Annotated in this window: 11 protein-coding genes; 10 read left to right on the top strand and 1 reads right to left on the bottom strand. The window is 60.5% G+C overall.

What is annotated here, in order from left to right; genetic code table 11:
• Window positions 1-2: 2 nt before the first annotated feature.
• Genes WDJ57_RS20725 through WDJ57_RS20700 form a run of 6 tightly spaced genes read left to right on the top strand, consistent with a single transcriptional unit; the run spans window position 3 to window position 10631 of the window.
• Complete coding sequence (locus WDJ57_RS20725) at window positions 3-1064, top strand: hypothetical protein (RefSeq protein WP_338906359.1); 1062 nt, start codon at window positions 3-5, stop codon at window positions 1062-1064.
• A gap of 6 nt (window positions 1065-1070) precedes the next feature.
• Window positions 1071-2192, top strand: a complete 1122-nt coding sequence (locus tag WDJ57_RS20720; protein WP_338906357.1) for a hypothetical protein — start codon at window positions 1071-1073, stop codon at window positions 2190-2192.
• On the top strand, window positions 2176-4410 hold the full coding sequence (locus WDJ57_RS20715; protein ID WP_338906470.1) for a VirB4 family type IV secretion system protein: 2235 nt from the start codon (window positions 2176-2178) through the stop codon (window positions 4408-4410). The genes WDJ57_RS20720 and WDJ57_RS20715 overlap by 17 nt, the downstream gene beginning before the upstream one ends.
• Entirely contained in the window at window positions 4403-8227 is a 3825-nt protein-coding gene (locus tag WDJ57_RS20710; protein WP_338906468.1) for an ATP-binding protein, read from the top strand. Before WDJ57_RS20715 ends, WDJ57_RS20710 begins: the two co-directional genes overlap by 8 nt.
• Entirely contained in the window at window positions 8224-9108 is an 885-nt protein-coding gene (locus tag WDJ57_RS20705; protein WP_338906467.1) for a DNA primase, read from the top strand. Before WDJ57_RS20710 ends, WDJ57_RS20705 begins: the two co-directional genes overlap by 4 nt.
• Window positions 9105-10631, top strand: a complete 1527-nt coding sequence (locus WDJ57_RS20700; RefSeq protein ID WP_338906466.1) for a primase-associated protein — start codon at window positions 9105-9107, stop codon at window positions 10629-10631. Before WDJ57_RS20705 ends, WDJ57_RS20700 begins: the two co-directional genes overlap by 4 nt.
• A gap of 100 nt (window positions 10632-10731) precedes the next feature.
• Here WDJ57_RS20700 and WDJ57_RS20695 read toward each other — a convergent pair whose 3' ends face one another.
• Window positions 10732-12504 (bottom strand): hypothetical protein, encoded by a 1773-nt coding sequence (locus WDJ57_RS20695; RefSeq protein WP_338906465.1) that lies wholly within the window; start codon window positions 12502-12504, stop codon window positions 10732-10734.
• Window positions 12505-13163: 659 nt separating this feature from the next.
• Here WDJ57_RS20695 and WDJ57_RS20690 point away from each other — a divergent pair.
• The 4 genes from WDJ57_RS20690 (at window position 13164) to WDJ57_RS20675 (ending at window position 15708) form a co-directional block, all read left to right on the top strand.
• Window positions 13164-13604, top strand: a complete 441-nt coding sequence (locus WDJ57_RS20690; RefSeq protein ID WP_338906464.1) for a hypothetical protein — start codon at window positions 13164-13166, stop codon at window positions 13602-13604.
• 858 nt (window positions 13605-14462) lie between these two features.
• Window positions 14463-15008, top strand: a complete 546-nt coding sequence (locus tag WDJ57_RS20685) for a hypothetical protein (protein ID WP_338906462.1) — start codon at window positions 14463-14465, stop codon at window positions 15006-15008.
• 74 nt (window positions 15009-15082) lie between these two features.
• Window positions 15083-15373 (top strand): hypothetical protein, encoded by a 291-nt coding sequence (locus WDJ57_RS20680; protein WP_338906461.1) that lies wholly within the window; start codon window positions 15083-15085, stop codon window positions 15371-15373.
• On the top strand, window positions 15373-15708 hold the full coding sequence (locus WDJ57_RS20675) for a DUF7558 family protein (RefSeq protein WP_338906460.1): 336 nt from the start codon (window positions 15373-15375) through the stop codon (window positions 15706-15708). The genes WDJ57_RS20680 and WDJ57_RS20675 overlap by 1 nt, the downstream gene beginning before the upstream one ends.
• The last annotated feature ends 3 nt before the right edge of the window (window positions 15709-15711 follow it).

Genomic DNA, 15711 nt, shown 5'->3' with positions numbered 1-15711 from the left:
CGATGGTGGACCTGATAGACGTCGTTCTCGAGGGCTTCAAAGACGTCGTCGATTGGTTCATCGGTCTGTTCATGGACGGGCTTCGGTCGGGGTATCAGACGCTGACCGAAGAGATGTTTGGCACTCCGACTCCCCAGACTGAAGGGACGTTCATTTTCGGAGAACCAAGTAACGCCCCTTGGCCAGCAATTCAGGAAGGACTCATCGGTGGCGAGATCATGTTGATCTCTCTGCTGCTACTCGTGATGAGCGTTCAGGGACGACACACCATCCGCATCTTCAATATCGGGAGTGCGTACGAGGCTCGGAAGACCAAGAAGACTGCCTGGGTCGGAGCCTTTCTGATTATTACCTGGTACTGGATTGGAGCGCTCGCGCTCTACCTTGTTGATGGGTTCACGATTGCCCTGATGCCGGAGCTGTCCTCGCTGGGCTCTGCTATGCTGCAGTTCATAACGGGGTCGATTACCAATCCCGGTCTTGGTCTCCTCTTTGCTCTCATCGGAGGAATCTCGATGTGGGCACTGGAGGCGCTGTTCTACATCAGGCAGATTCTCCTCTACGTCTACCTGTACGGGATGCCCATCGCGTTCGCCGTTGCGTATGGCAATATCCCAGTCCTCTCTGATGTCGCGATGGGGTTCAGCAAACGGTTCGTCCCACTGGCCATCCTACCCCTGCCTGCGGCGATAGTCCTCAAAGGATACGACCTACTCTACTCTGGAGGGGCGTTGACGCCGGGATCAGCGTTCCTCAAGTATCTCGTTGCGGCTTCACTTCCCCTCGTTGCGCTCTATGTGACGTGGAAGACGTTCAAGTACGCGACCCCGCTGACGGCGAAGGTTCTCGGTGGTGCGACGAAGGGAGCGGCCCTCATCGGCGGTGTCGCCGCTGGGGCCTATGTCGGCGGCGCCGGCGTCGCAACGACGGCGGCCCGGTGGGGACCGAAGGCCGCAGCGGGACACGCTGTGGCGCAGAAAGCTGCAGCCCGTGGCGCGAACAGCGACGAAGACGGCGGGACGCCGTCCTACCGGCGGACCGAGAACGACCCTGGAGGTTACTAACAATCCATGTCCATCGACGAAGACGCAGCCGCACGGCGCATCATGGACCAGTTCGGTGAGGAGAGTCGCATCCCCTACCTCAACATCGAGGAAGGCGACGTCGGCGTCCTGATCGCCTTCCCGATCGTCGGCCTGTTCATCGCCGGCCTCACCGGCATCGAATCACTCGCCCTGCCGTTCGTCGCAGGTGGGTTCGGGTTCGGCGTCGCGATCGTCTACGTCTCGCCCGACCACCTGAACGCGTGGACGTGGACGAAAGACGTCTATCGCTACGTCAAGCGCCCCCAGATCACGTTCAGTGCCCCGGAGGAGCCCGACAGTAATACCAACGAGACAGAGCGAAACGAGGGCGGGCTCGCGAACTACACACCGTTCAAGCCCGACGAGCGGACGCAGGACCTCACGAACATCGAGCGGGCGTGGCCGGGTGCTGGCGCGATCCAGCGTGCCGACGGGACGATGGAGGCGTTCATCGAGATCGACCCCGGCAACATGGATTTCGCGATGTCCGACGACTGGGCACAGCTCCAGGACGCCGGCGAAGAGTTCGCCAACAAGGAACTGGACTCGAAGCTCAAACTCCACGCCACGACCCGCTCGTTCCCGGTCGAACAGATTACGGAGAACATCGAAGACCGCCTGAACGACGAGGACGTCAAAGCAAATCCGATCTTCCGGGAACTCCTCGAGGAGTATCGGGAAACCCGACCCAAAGAGATGCGCGAACGGGGCATCCAGCAGGTGCGGTACTACATCGGCGTCGAGGTCACGCCGCTGGAGGTCTACGACCGCTTCCGGGATGAGGGCACACCGGCCGAGAAGCTGACGCAGTTCCCCGTCATCGGGTTCCTGTTCAACCCGTTCGTAACCCGCCGGGAGGACCTCACGGACGTCGAGCGCCGCGCCCAGATGTTCGAGAAGCTGGACAGCCGAGTCAACGACGTGCGGTCGGAGTTCATCCAGCAGGCCTCAGGCTGGTCCGCTCGGCGGCTCAGCACGGTCGAGCTCTTCGTGTTGAATATGGACTTTTGGAACGGCCGCGAACACGACTACGACGACGCAGAGAGCATCGTTCGCGAACAACCTATCATCGGCGACTCGCGCCGGGAGGATGCCCACGATGCGTAACCTCGTCCTCCAGACGGGCAGCGGAGCCGTCGGCCAGCTCACGGAGTGGCTGACGAATCCGACTTCAGCTGAAGGAGCGGCCCTCTACATCCTGCTCGCGGTACTGGTCGGGATCGGCGGGAAATTCCTCTGGGACTGGTACACCGAAGACGACGAGGAAGAGGTCGAGTTCTCGGACCTGCTCGACGAGGAGACCATCGAACAGGGCGCGGCCGAACGCCAGCTCCTCGACGACATCGCCGAGTCACACAAGACGGTGACCGCGCCGGCGGCCATCGAGTGGGAGACACGCGCAGCACGGGTCGGCGAGCAGTGGACGACGACGCTGTACATCGCTGACTATCCGGACTACCCCAACGACGGCTACCTCTCCGAGCTCTTCGAGATGACGGACGTGCAGTTCGATCTGACGGCCCACATCACGCCGAAGAACCAGGAGCGGGCCCGGAACGAACTGCAGGATATCGCCGACGACCTTCAGGTGGACGCTGACCTTGAACAGAGCGTGCGAAGTGCCTACCTACAGGAACGCGCCAACGAGGCCGCAGCGACGTACAAGGCCGTCGAGAACGGCGCGAACGTCTTCGACCAGGGGATGTTCATCACGGTCAGAGCCGACGAGAAGGAGGCACTCCGCGACGCCGTCCAGAAGGTCAAGAGCGCGCTCCGTGACGACCCCGCGAATCTCACGCCGAAGACGGCGATCTGTCGGCAGGATCTCGCCCTTCAGTCCGCCGCACCCATCGGTGACAACGAGTTCGGGCGGACGTCGATTGCGCTCGGCGGCGCCGTCGGCGCGTTACTGTCTTCGCCGCACAACGCGACGATTCTCGAGGAGGGCGGCGTCGAATTCGGAATTCACAAGGACAACCAGAGTCCCGTGGTCATCGACCCGTTCGCGAGGGACAACGGCTACGCGATGTTCACCGTCGGCGACACGGGGTCGGGGAAGTCGTTCAGTTCGAAGCAGAACTTCATCCGCTCCATCGAGCAGAGCAAGGACCGTATCGGCATCATCCTCGAGCCGTTGAACAACTGGGCGGGGGTCGCGGAAGCCCTCGACGCCAAACGCATCACGGTCGGCGGGACGCTCGGCCTGAACCCCTTGGAGATTCGGGAGACGCCTGAACACGTCCAGCGGGCGATGGGCGAGGACGCGAGCCCGTTCAACGAGAAGCTCGACGACGCGATGAGCTTCCTCACGAACTTCTTCGCGCTCCGTGGCATCTCGCTTGGCGACCGCCGGACGACGCTCGAACTCGGGCTCAAGCGTGCCTACAAGCGCCAAGGAATCACCGACGACATCTCCACGCACAGCAACCCGAGCCCGACCATCCGCGATATGATGGACGTCTTCGAGGATATGGTCGACGACCCCGAGGAGTTCGTCGTCCGGTCCGACGAGGAGGCCGGGAAGATCAAGGAGGACGCGACGTGGCTCCTCGATCAGCTCCGCCCCTTCGAGGACGACGGTCGCCACGCCAATCTCGGCCAAGAGTCCGACTTCGACATCCGGGACGAGAAGGTCATCTATCTCGACCTCGCCCAACAGGAGGGCAGCGTCGACAGCAGTACGGCGCTGACCATGCAGCTGCTCATCTCGCTGGTCTACGAGCGCGCGAAAGTCTCGGACAAGGAGGTCGTGTTCTACATCGACGAGGCGCGGTACATCATGCAGGACGCCGCGAGCCTGGCGTTTCTTGAAACGGTGTTCCGTCACCACCGCCACCACGACCTCTCGATCCGGCTGGTCACACAGACCGTCGACGAGTTCTTCGAGCACGCCGAATCCGAGGCGATCCTGGATCAGTGTGCAGTCAAGCAGTTCCACCGCCTCGACGGGATGGACGAGGAGTGGGCCGACGAGTTCGGGCTGAACTACGCGCAGATGCGGTTCGTCCAGGACGCCGTGCCGGGCAACGAGGACGCCGGCTTCTCCGAGGCCCTCGTGGGCGTCGACGGCGAGTGGCGCGGTATCCAGGTCAAAGCGATGCCCAAGGAGAAGCAGGTCATCGACTTCGACCCGACCTCACAGATCCGGTCCTCGCTGCCCGGCGCCGGCGACGACGCCGTCGATACCGAGATGGAGGAGTTCCAGGAAGAGCTCGAACACCGAGCAACGAACGGAACGAACGAAACGAGCGAACTGAACGAGGAATCAGACGCCGTCGAAGCTGAGCCAGACGGCGGGTCAACGGAGGACACCAACGATGGCTGAGTACCTGCGCGTCACGCCGACATCCGAGCGGCTTGACCCGGAGAGCATCCCCCGAGTCCTCGACAGCCTCCACAAACTGACCACGCCCGGCTCGTCGGGCCTCGGGGCGAAGCTGAACCCACTCCACAGTGAGACACCACCCCGATTCGAGTTCCTCGCGATCAGTGATGGCCCGGACGACCCGGTAGAGTTCTTCTACGGGGCCGATGCGCACCTCGATACGCTTGAGAAGCGTCTCCGCTCCATCTATCCAAGCACGTTCGACATCGAGCGCGTCGACGTCGACGTCGCCTCTCGGCTCATTCAGCCAGTCGAGTTCACACCGCAGGAATTCGTCGACCACTACGAGGCCGGGCGGCTGCAGTACGAGTTTGGCCCGGCAGAACAGTACGACATCGTCGACGAGGAATCAGGGGACTCCGAGCCAGCCGAAGCGGACCCCGTTGTCGACGGCGGTACAGCAGCCACGAGCGTCCCCGATCATCACGTTACTGTCGGGGACTCAGCCCTCGAACTAGCGCCGCCCGATGCACTTCCAGACGACGAGGAAGAGCGACGGGCCATCGAGGAGCCGACGACGACACCGGCGGGAACGATTCTGGCTCGCCCGGCACAAGACGCTGTCTCGCCGCTCGGGGTTCGGTGGTGTGGTGCCGCGTCGCGGAAGCAGGACTGGATGACCTCGCTGACGCCGTTCACGGCAGAGGAAACGAACGGCGATCTCTCGTCCGTCGACGAGCCCGGCGCGGCACTGGCGTCGCTGATCGACCACCTGATGGAGGCGACAGCGCCGACCGCGTTCCAGGTTGTCTTCCAACGGCGTGCTAGCTGGCAGTCCGACGCGGAGGTACGGAAAGAGGACCTCGTCGACGGCCGCGACACGTTCTTCCAGGAGGTCGTTGGGTCGTTGCTCGAGGTCGAGGACCAGCGGAGCGACCAGGACGACCGGCAGCTCAGCGAGGCCGTCGAGAAGCGCATCGAGTACATCGACGCGAAGAACGCCAAACGGTCGTTCACGGTCAACATCCGGGCCGTCGGCGTCCCCACCGACGACACCCGCGACGACCTCGATGCCCGGATGGACTCGCTCCTCCCCGTGTTCGACCCGCTTGATGGGCCGTTCTACGAGGTCGAGGGGCAACGCCTCCGGGACAGCGGCTTCCGTGAGAAAACGAAGGAGAAGAAGGCACGGGCCGCTCTCCAGCGCCTCCTCAATCGCGAGCTGACGACGGGCCGGGGGAAGACCCGCCCCGAGCTGGTCCTCAGCGGGACGGAGCTCGCGAACTTCGTCCTCGTCCCCTCCTCCGAACAGTTGACCGTCGAAGGGACGCGGGGAACGAGGGCCGAACAGCAGAGTCGGAATCCGCTCCCGTGGCCGAACCCGGATCTGATCCAGCAGTTCCAAGACGGGATGGCCATCGGGTACGCGCTCGACGAGAACGGTGAGCCACGGCCGGACCCCATCCGGATCCCGCCGGACCTGTTGCCGACGCATTACGGCCGGTTCGCGTCGACGGGTGGCGGGAAGTCGAAGGCCATCATCAACGACGCGCTCTCGCTCCGCGAGACGACGGGTGGCCCCGTCGTCCTCGTCGACCCGAAGGGCGACGGGATGTGTGAGAACTACCTGCGCTGCCACTACGAACGATTCGGTGGTTTGGACGACGTCTACCACTTCCGCGTCCCGGAGACGATTCCCGCGTTCTCGTTCTTCGACATCCGGCCCGCGCTCGAAGCGGGCCGCAACCGTGAGGACGCGATTCAGGACAAGGTCGACCACTTCCACGATATCCTCCGTATGATTATGGGCCGCGAGCAGTACGGCCAGGCGTTCGTCGCGAACGAGATCCTGAGTTACCTAATCAAGGCGCTGTTCGACGAGGAGTACGGGAACGACGTGTTCGGGCTGGACGACCTCTTCGCCGCCGCCCTCCGGATGCAGCGCGACCAGACGATTCCCCCGGTCTCAGCGGACAACCAGAACATCGAGGAATCGCTGACGCGCCACTTCGCGAAGGACAACCACCAGTTCCAGGTGTCGATGGACGCCGTCGGGAACCGCCTCGACAAGCTCAAAGAGGACGCGCATCTCCGGCGAATCTTCAGCCACGTCCCTGAGCAGAACGACGCCGGCGAGTACGTCGACAACCGCTTCGACTTCCGCGAATTCCTCGACGAAGACGCTACCATCATCTTCGACCTCGGCGACCTCCGGCCGGAGGCACAGCGAGCGATCACACTCCTGCTGTTGAGCAACCTCTGGGACGCCGTGCAGGTTCGCCGTCGCGACGGTCAGACCGACTACGAGAAGCTCACGAACCTCATCATCGAGGAGGCGGCGCCGGTCGCGTCGACGAAGCTCGTCTCCGAGCAGCTACTGCCGCAGGGCCGATCGTTCGGGCTGAGTATGGGGCTCGTGATGCAGTTCCCCGAACAGGTGCGGAACCGGAACGAGCGAGCCTACGACGAGGTGCTGAACAACATCAAGACGAAGCTCATCGGCAACATCTCGATCGAGCGCGACCTCGCGGAGTCGCTTGCCCACGAGGACCTCAGCCCGACCGAACTCCGCAACCGAATCAACACGCTTCCGAGCGGCGAGTGGATCGCACAGCTCCCGAGCCCGTCCTTCGGGGAGACTGGTCCGCCGCCGTTTTCGTTGAAGCCCCTCCCGATTGCGCCGGGGCATCCAGAAAGCGACCAGCCGCTCACAGAGCCCCAAGAAGACCATTTCGAGTCCGTGTCCCGGCCACGGATGGTCGAGCGGACACAGGCCCAGCACGGGCTAACAGAGCCGACTGAGTCGAGCACTGCTCCGGAAGAGACTGGCTGGGGGAGTTCGGGGGCCGAGACGACGGGCTCGGCTGCCGACGGCGACTCAGGAACGGACCCGACGCAATCCGCGTTCATCAGCAAATCGACGACCGAAGATGCGTCGACGTCGACCACGCCGACCGAGACGGACAGCGACCCAGATGCAGACGAGTCAGAGATAAGCCCCCTGTTCGGGCAGGCCACCGAAACGGACGAGGACCCAGCTGGTGACCAAACAGCGGAGCCGGAGAACGGGGCAACGCCCGTCCAGGAAAGCAGCGTGCCCGTTCCCGATGACGAACTCCGACAACGCGGGCTCAGCCGTGACGACGTCCGGTTCCTGAATCGGGTTCTCGACGTGATGAACCGAGAGGACGACGAGTACACGCTACTGGACAGGATGAGCCAGCTTCGGGACGAATACGACGACCTCCATGTGGAGCGGCTCACGGAGCAGGACCTCCTGGAAGCGGACTCCGCGGCCGGGCGCAAGTACTACACCGTCCTCCCGGACGGTCGAGACCTCCTCGGGAGAGAATTGAAGGCGGGGCCAGGAGCGGGCGATCTCGGCGAGAAAACGCCACACAAGGTTGGCGTCCGGCTCCTCGAGCTGTGGCTCCAGCAGCGGGATGACGTCGTTCGCGTGGAACCGTACTACGAAACTGACGACGGCACGGTACTGGACGTGGCCGGCTTCGACGCGGACGGCGATCTCGTCTGGGCCGGCGAAGCAGAGCTCGCGAGTAACAACCGGCACGCCCCGGTCGAGGATTACGACAAACTCCGCGCGGTGGACGCCGACGCGATCTGGGCCTTCAACAATCGCGAGACGGCGCTCGACGTCCTGGATAGCCTTGCCGACGCGGATCGGATCGACGAGCGGGTCAGCGGGCGGGCGGCACGGTCGTTCGCGACCATCAGAGACGCCGTCGATGACTTCGATGCTGCGGGCCTGACCACCGTTCGGGGCTTCAAAAATCTCGATCAGGAACTTAACCCATGACCTGGCGACAGGCGACCCGCGAGGAGATTTACGCCTACTACGCCGAAGAATTCCCCCGCTATCTGGATGACCTGCCGGAATTCATCACGGCGACCGGCCCGAAACAGTACGCCATCGCCTTCCGAGAGTCCCACCCGGTTCGCAAAGATGAGGTGCCGGACAAGGACTTCATCCGGCGGGATACGTGGCAAACAGATGCTTCGGGGGACCGAACGACGCCCGAGTTCGACGACTTCGAGGACGTCGTTGAGTTCATTCGGCACCCAGCTCGCAACGACCCGCTGGGACGGAGCAAGTTCGCACTCGCTGATCCGGAGGTGCTAGAGCAGCCGGACCCACGGCCAGACGCCGTGTACTACGCGCTGGATCACTGGGAACGACCCTGGGTCCTTCTCGTCGACATCGACGCGAAAGAGATCGCCCGAGACCGAGCGGACGAGATGGTGTCGGCGGACGTCGACAGTCGGGACGACGATGCGCTCCTCGACGCTGCAGGTATCCTCGACGCCGCTCCCGAGGGGTATCCGTACGCCTTCGAAGACGTCGACCGCGCCATCGAGTACGGGTTCGAGGTGCGCGACATCTTCGAGGACGATTTCGACGCCGAGGAAACGATGGTCGTCTACAGCGGGCAGGGTGTCCACGTCTACCTGCTGGATACCGACCCGGCGCACCGATACGACGAGCAGAGTCGCGAAGTGTTGAACGACCTCCTCCTCGAGACGTACGACATCCCGATCGATCCCGTCGTGACGGCCGACCGCCGGCGTGTCGCTCGCCTGCCCTACTCGCTGCACGCCGACGTCTGTAGCATCGTTCAACCAATCGAGAGTCCGGCGTTCGACGTTCGGTCGGCGACACCCGAGGTGATCGACGAATGAGTCCGAGTACCCCCACCGACGACGAGGACATGGCGTATCGGGTTGCGGCACTCCCGCTGGAGTACGGTGAGACCCGCATCAACCAGCTGTTTACGCGTGGCTACAACCGATACGTCGTCGACGGCGAGGACCAACCAGAGGACCTCGTGAACGACGTCGAGCGGTTCGGGACGGCGGCGTTCAAAGAGCAGGTCCGTGTCGACGCCGCCGAAGAGCCGTTCGTCGACGAACCGGGGACGCTCGCCGTGCTCGCGACGCTGAGTGCGATCTGTGTGAAAGAAAACCCGAAGTTCGAGCACGCGTCACCACGGAACATTCAGGTACTCTACGACATCCGAGAGCTGTACGTCAACAATCTCGCCTCCCTCATTCGAGCCCACGGCGATGGGTCGCTCCAACAGGACATCGCCGACGTGCTGTACAGCAAGGAGCCCGGTGAAGATGGCCCGCATCCGGGTCGGGTCTGTACGGGCATCACAGAGATGCCGGAGTTCGGGGAGGGCCTGTACCTCGAAATCCCGATGGCGGCGGCGTCACGCAAATGTCTCGTTCGAGCGGAGGGCGAGTCATCGACGGGGAGTGACGATGGCGGGGAGATACTGACGCGAGTGAAGGACAACAACCTGTACGTCCCGGTCGGTGATTTCGACAGCAAGTATCGGGACTACGCTGAGCGGGCATTCAAGAAGCTCCTGCGGGTGCAAGAAGACGGACTCTCCGACGACCAGCTATCGTGGCTGACCACGAACGAGTCGGCGATTACGGAGCGGATCGACCGCTTCCTCGAGACCGGCCATCACGAGCGAATCTGGCGGAACTGGGACCGTGGAGAACGGACGATTCGCGTCCTCCGGCGGGCCCTGAGTGACGCGCCCGACGACGTGGCGCAAACGGGCGAGTTCCAGACGGCGAAAGAGCTCTATCGAGCGGTCACCGCGTATGACGCCGAGGACGACTGGGAATCCTCTGTAACGGACTGGATCTCGAGTCCGAGCAGTCTCGCGAAGACGCTGGCCGACCACGAGTCCAACTCGGCTGTCACCATCGACCGCGACGGGCGCGTCAATACCTACCGAATCGGGCGAGCCGGAACCGGCGCCGAACAGATCGAAGTGCGAGAGATCGAGGACCTCTTTGAACTCCCCTGTATGGCGAATATGGAGGAGCGGCTACACGAGAAGAAGCCTGTTCGAAAGGATCTCTACAACTTCGCGCGGATGGTGATGTGGCTGCCGCAGTACCAGGACAGCAGCCTTGACGAGATCGTCGCGGACCTCAAGGACGTCTTCTCCCGGTGGCCGTGGTACGACGAGCAGGAGACCGAGTACCAGGTCCGCTACGAGTTCTCGAACACGATCGACGGCGACACGCCGTTGCCGATGAACTGCGATAACGACGATCTACAGCGCTACTGTATCGGCCAGGACCAGTGTCCCTACTCGATCTGGGGCAGCCTCCCGTTCCCGGATGAGATGTACGAGCAGGTTGAGGAGGAGTCCGCCGGCCCCACTGAGCAATTCTGATTCAGAGAGTGGGATATGGCAGCAGTCTATCGTTGGCTTCGCACCGGTATAGTCCTATAATCATACAGTCGATGATAGAAACACTACCCTCAGCAACAACTTATGACGATTGGATCAGCTCGTCCAATTCATCCACAATCCACCCACCAGTAGCCCCCTTTGCAACAATTTCGTGACGAACTCCATCGTTGTACACTAACTCTAGCTCCCGGTGATATTCCGGCCCAGAGCGCCCCTCAATCATCGCCTCCAGACGCCGTAACATGAACTCACTATACTTCCACGGCAATGATCCCTCTTCATACTCTCTCAAGTCGCTACACCTCGTGAATAGGATTTCCGTGATATACTTCTTGAACTGGTGTGGAATCTCTTCAGTCGTCAGAATCTCCTGGTGACACGACAACATAATTTCTACTGCCGACTTAGGAATGGTCCCACCTCGATCACGCCGATACGATTCTAGCGCTATGAATTCCTCAAAGTCGCCATCCTCATCCTTCACATCATACTCGTCGTTTTTAACCAGCCGTTCCATAATCCGGAGTAAATCTCCCATGTTACTGATCATCTCATACATAAATCGGGAGTAGTCGTTCGGCCATTCGCTATCTGGATCAGTTTCCTCCGTATTCTCGTAGTTCTCGCACATTAGGCGCGTCATCGATTCGTAATAATACAACCACATATGCCAGTCAATTCGCTGGTAGAACGCCTCACGCACCATAATATCAAAGAAACTGATGGCGATGAAGAGCGGGTCGTTAAACACGTAGTCCTTCGAGCGATTCACGGATGTCAACCGCTGAGCGTTGTACTTATCGTAGTCCTTCGTTCCCTGATCGCGCAGCATCTCTTTGGCCGTATCCCCGACCGGCTTGTACGCATCTAATTCCTCAGCACGAGAGCAATCCGAGAACAACGCATGCAACAACCGATTATCGGGATCAACTCGATATCGGTAGATCCCGGCCATCGACATATTATTCGAGATTTCTTGATACAGCAAGCTGTTTTCTTCTCGAAGGAGCGTTGTGAGGTACTGGTGCGTAACGTCTCGACGCCGAAACCCGTCGAGGTCGGTGTCTAAGATGATGTCAATCCCGAGCCCAGGGTCAAGAATTGGGTGTTTAGCGCCGAATTCAGGGTCCAACAGCAGAGTTTCTGTGTAACTGGAGGCGTCTTCTGCCGAGTCTGCAAGCCGGTAACGTAGCGCTGCGAGGTAGTATGTTGCTTGCCGACGCTTCAGTTCAAAGCTGTCTCGTACACGCTCACGAGCAGTTTGCTCTGCGTTATCTTCCTCTACATATTCGATCAAAGGCGAAGAGTCATCGAGTTCTTCTGCTTCTTCTTCAGTCTCGATAAGGGTGTGTGTGACTGTAATGTCGATGTCTCGCCATTGTTGTTCACTCGGTGGAGTGGGTTTCTTCGGGTGGTCGATAAGGGGTGTATAGTTGTCCCGAAGCACTTCCACGAGCGTAGCGTATTCGCCCCGGTTGTAGAGGTCTCGAAGTGTGGATAAGAGCATTTGTTCGTTGCGAATACGCACGCTTTTGCTTAGGAAGACTCCGAGGAATATGCCCATGATCGTGATGGCCGCAGCTAACTGGATGAATTCGATTTCGAGAGCAGTGATTTCGATAGGGGATTGTGTGTAAGAGGTAGTCAGGCTCCAGAGTGTGGTTTTGTCGGTGTTCTGTAAGTAGATGCTTCCGGCGTAGCTCGCTAGAACGGTCAGTCCGAGAGCTGTGAGAAGGGCTGCAAAAGGTTTGTTCCAGAGTGTATAGGTAACTCGGAGCTGTCGATAACGCGGTAGAACGCTGTAGATGGCGACAATGGTGGCGAAAAGTGTGAATATAAATAATTCCGCCATTTTCCAGGGAGTGGTTCTCGAGGTTTATTAACTGTAAGTATTTGCACAGCCGTCTATCCAGCGACAATCAGATGGAACATCAAGCAAGATACGCGCCCCGTGTTCAGCACGTCAACTGAAACCCATCAAAACGGATGAATTATAAGATTTTCTTAGATAGTAGAAACAGATCCACTATAACCCCGTCGAGCAATTGTCAGCGGCTAACACGGCCAAAATCGAGGGAATCGGGGATATTCCACAATTCGAAGTGCCGAGTCGGAGGATCTTGAGAGGTTCAGTCCAGGTGATGCAACGGTTCCAAGTTATCCAGATACGGCCGTAATCACCTTCGTTACCCTGCCGTCGAGCAATTTTTGAGATTATGGCATTACTCCGGAACTCGTCGAGGTATCTTCTACCGCCTCAAATCGGCCCGACGGGGTTCTTCTTCGATTTGAGGGCGTCATATTGTCTTGCATATCGCGGTTTTCGTCCAAAGAAAGAGGCGATATGCAATGTGCGAAGGCCGCCGGCTCTCTCAGGCCGAGGGGCCATCACAGGGGTAGCGGAACTACGGAAGTATCAGATTTAGCGCATTGGTTGACAGGGTGCGTTTCGGTGGGGTCTGTTGCCCCCGCGAGGGGGTGGCGGGGCGCGTCACGTGCCCCCAATAGACGATGGTTTCGGAACAACGCAGTAAGACACGAGCAGCGGATCACGCAGCAACTACCACTGACGGTGAGGCGCCGTGGGCGGACCTCGAGATGACGGTTCCGACCGACCGGAATCACGCGTCGGTCGTCGCGCTCGTGGAGTGTACTCTCGTCGAGCTCACGCACGAGGCCGTGGGAGCCATCTTCATCTCCCGGCAGGTCGGGCGGTCGACGCGGACGCAGTACGTCGCGGCCGACGACGTCGGCGAGGAGTTCCAGAAGCGGCACTTCGACGACCGGCAGGGCTGGCACGAGACCACCGTCCCTCGACGAACCGTTCGCGACGAGCTCATCACTCAGCTCACGCGGTCGGCGTCAACGACGGCGGAGTGGGCAGGTGAAGAAGCAGCCAGCGACCCAGATACCTTCGTCGTGAAGCCAGTTCGAGAGCTCCGGACGCCGTAGCGGCTAGACTTAACCAACATTCCGAACCGATACCGACACAGTGTTGGTTAACTCTGGGGCTATCGCGACCCCTTTTTCCAGAACAGGACCACAGCTGGAATCGCCATTTTCGCAAGGAAGACTACGGACTGAGTGCGTATCGCAGAATGTTACCCACTTAATCAAATTGTCTAGGTCGCGTGAAAACCTACTGGACTCTTCCGTATGAAGCACGTACTATCTGTTTATCACAGACCTCACGTCATCGGGGAACGCCCCCCGTTCCGATCCCCCCTCCGCTGATTTAGACGTTGCTAAACTCCGTCTTGAATTGAGCGAAAAGTCCTTGGAAGAATTAGTGGAAGATGGGGTGGTCAAGTGGGATCCCGAGAGAAATATTGTAAAGAAAGGCCCCCACTTCGACAAGGAACGTCCCCTCAAGAGCTAATTCAGGATTCGACATGGTGTATCATGCCACAATCGTATTCCTCTCCGCAGTCTAAAGAGAAGGATGCCTGAACAGGATCCAACTACCAAACGGGAGTTTCAAGAAGCGATGGATGACCTCATTCTTCGTGCACTTGAGAACGGTGTTCCCATAGACAATGGAGGATACGAACTACGCCATGACGCCGAGACTCGAGACTTAGAAGTGATGATTTTCCGGTTGAAGAAGTCGGGATAATGACGATGACTAGCAGCCCTGAGCAGGATTTTCACCCCATCGCTGAATTGAGAAGGGGATATTGCGCCTAACTAAAATCAGTCGAATAACCCCGCCCACCGCCCTACTCCTCGAGTAAGTATACCTTGGCGGCCGGTCGGCTCGATTGACCGTCGCGACGGGTTTTATCGGGTCGCTACTCCTCGAGAGCGAGTATGGTCGTCGTCGAGGAAGTCACCAAACTGAGCGCGCGCCGCACCCAAACTTCGTCCGAGGCGTTTCCGGACGATGCGCTGGCGTCGATTCGGGCGGCCGTTGAAGCTGTCCCGGCCAGCGTCTTCGACGACTCGACGAAACACACGGAGGTCGGTGGGTTCGATGCCGCGATCGCCGACAAGCTCTCGCAGTACGAGTACGAAGGGGACGCCGCCGGCGGCTACAACCCGAACTGCAAGCTCTGGTCGCATCAGGGGTTTAACTACAGCGTCGATCTCTACGACGCCGACGCCCGTATCGCCATCGAGGTCGAAAAGAGCGAGCGGAAGAACGTCAGCGATGACCTCCTCAAGTTCCAGAAGGGGTACCGCACCCAGAAGGACGGCCGGCCAAAGATCGAGTTCGGCTGTCTGGTTGTGCCAGTAAACTACCTGGGCCGGCATAACCTGTACCAGCACAGTCTGACCAAGCTCGACTTTATGAAGGGCGTCCTGTTCATCGACGATGTCGCCGTCATCGGCTATCGCGATCCCCGACCGGACTAGACGCTGTCCGCCCTGACTGTTTATCGGCGCCGGGAGGCGTGCAGCGCGCAATAGCGTGCGCTGTGTGACTCACCATGCCTGATCCCGATCCGCACGACGACACGAGTCGCGACTACGAACAGTTCGAGAAAGAACAGCTCGCCCAGGACCGCGACGCCGCCGGCGTCGACACGGCGGACGTCGACGACACGACGGCCCAGAACCTGGTCAACGACCTCATCGACGCGGACGTCGTCACTCCGGTTCCCGAGGACCAAGTTCTGGTTCACGAGCCGAGCGGTACCGCGTTCGACTCATCGACGCAGCTAGCCGTCTTCCATCGTGGCTGGACGACTGACCGCGACGCCGACGCGGAGGGCGAGTGATGCAGCAAACCCTCGTCGGCTGTGCATTCTGCGACGCGCCGCCCGGTACCGAGACTGGCGAGGCCCACACCTGGGGGCAAGACGAGCGGGTCACGCACCCGATCTGCGTGGACTGTGCCATCCAGACCGAGCCGGATCCCGACGAGTGCGATCACGTCGCCTGTGACGGCTGTGGGCTGGCCGTCGACACGCTCGCGGCGCTCACGCGATTCCGTGTCGAACTCGGGCATCTGGAAGGCCCGTTGCAGCTGTGCGCCCGCTGTAGTCCGGGTGGGCTCGCGACGTACTGGACGCGCGACCTCGAAGAGCATCTCGTCGCGACGCCGGCAGAGTGACCC

Source organism: Salinibaculum sp. SYNS191 (assembly GCF_037338445.1).
Taxonomy (GTDB): domain Archaea; phylum Halobacteriota; class Halobacteria; order Halobacteriales; family Haloarculaceae; genus Salinibaculum; species Salinibaculum marinum.
Note: the sequence above shows the minus strand (reverse complement) of the source record. Positions and strands in the feature narration are given on the sequence as shown.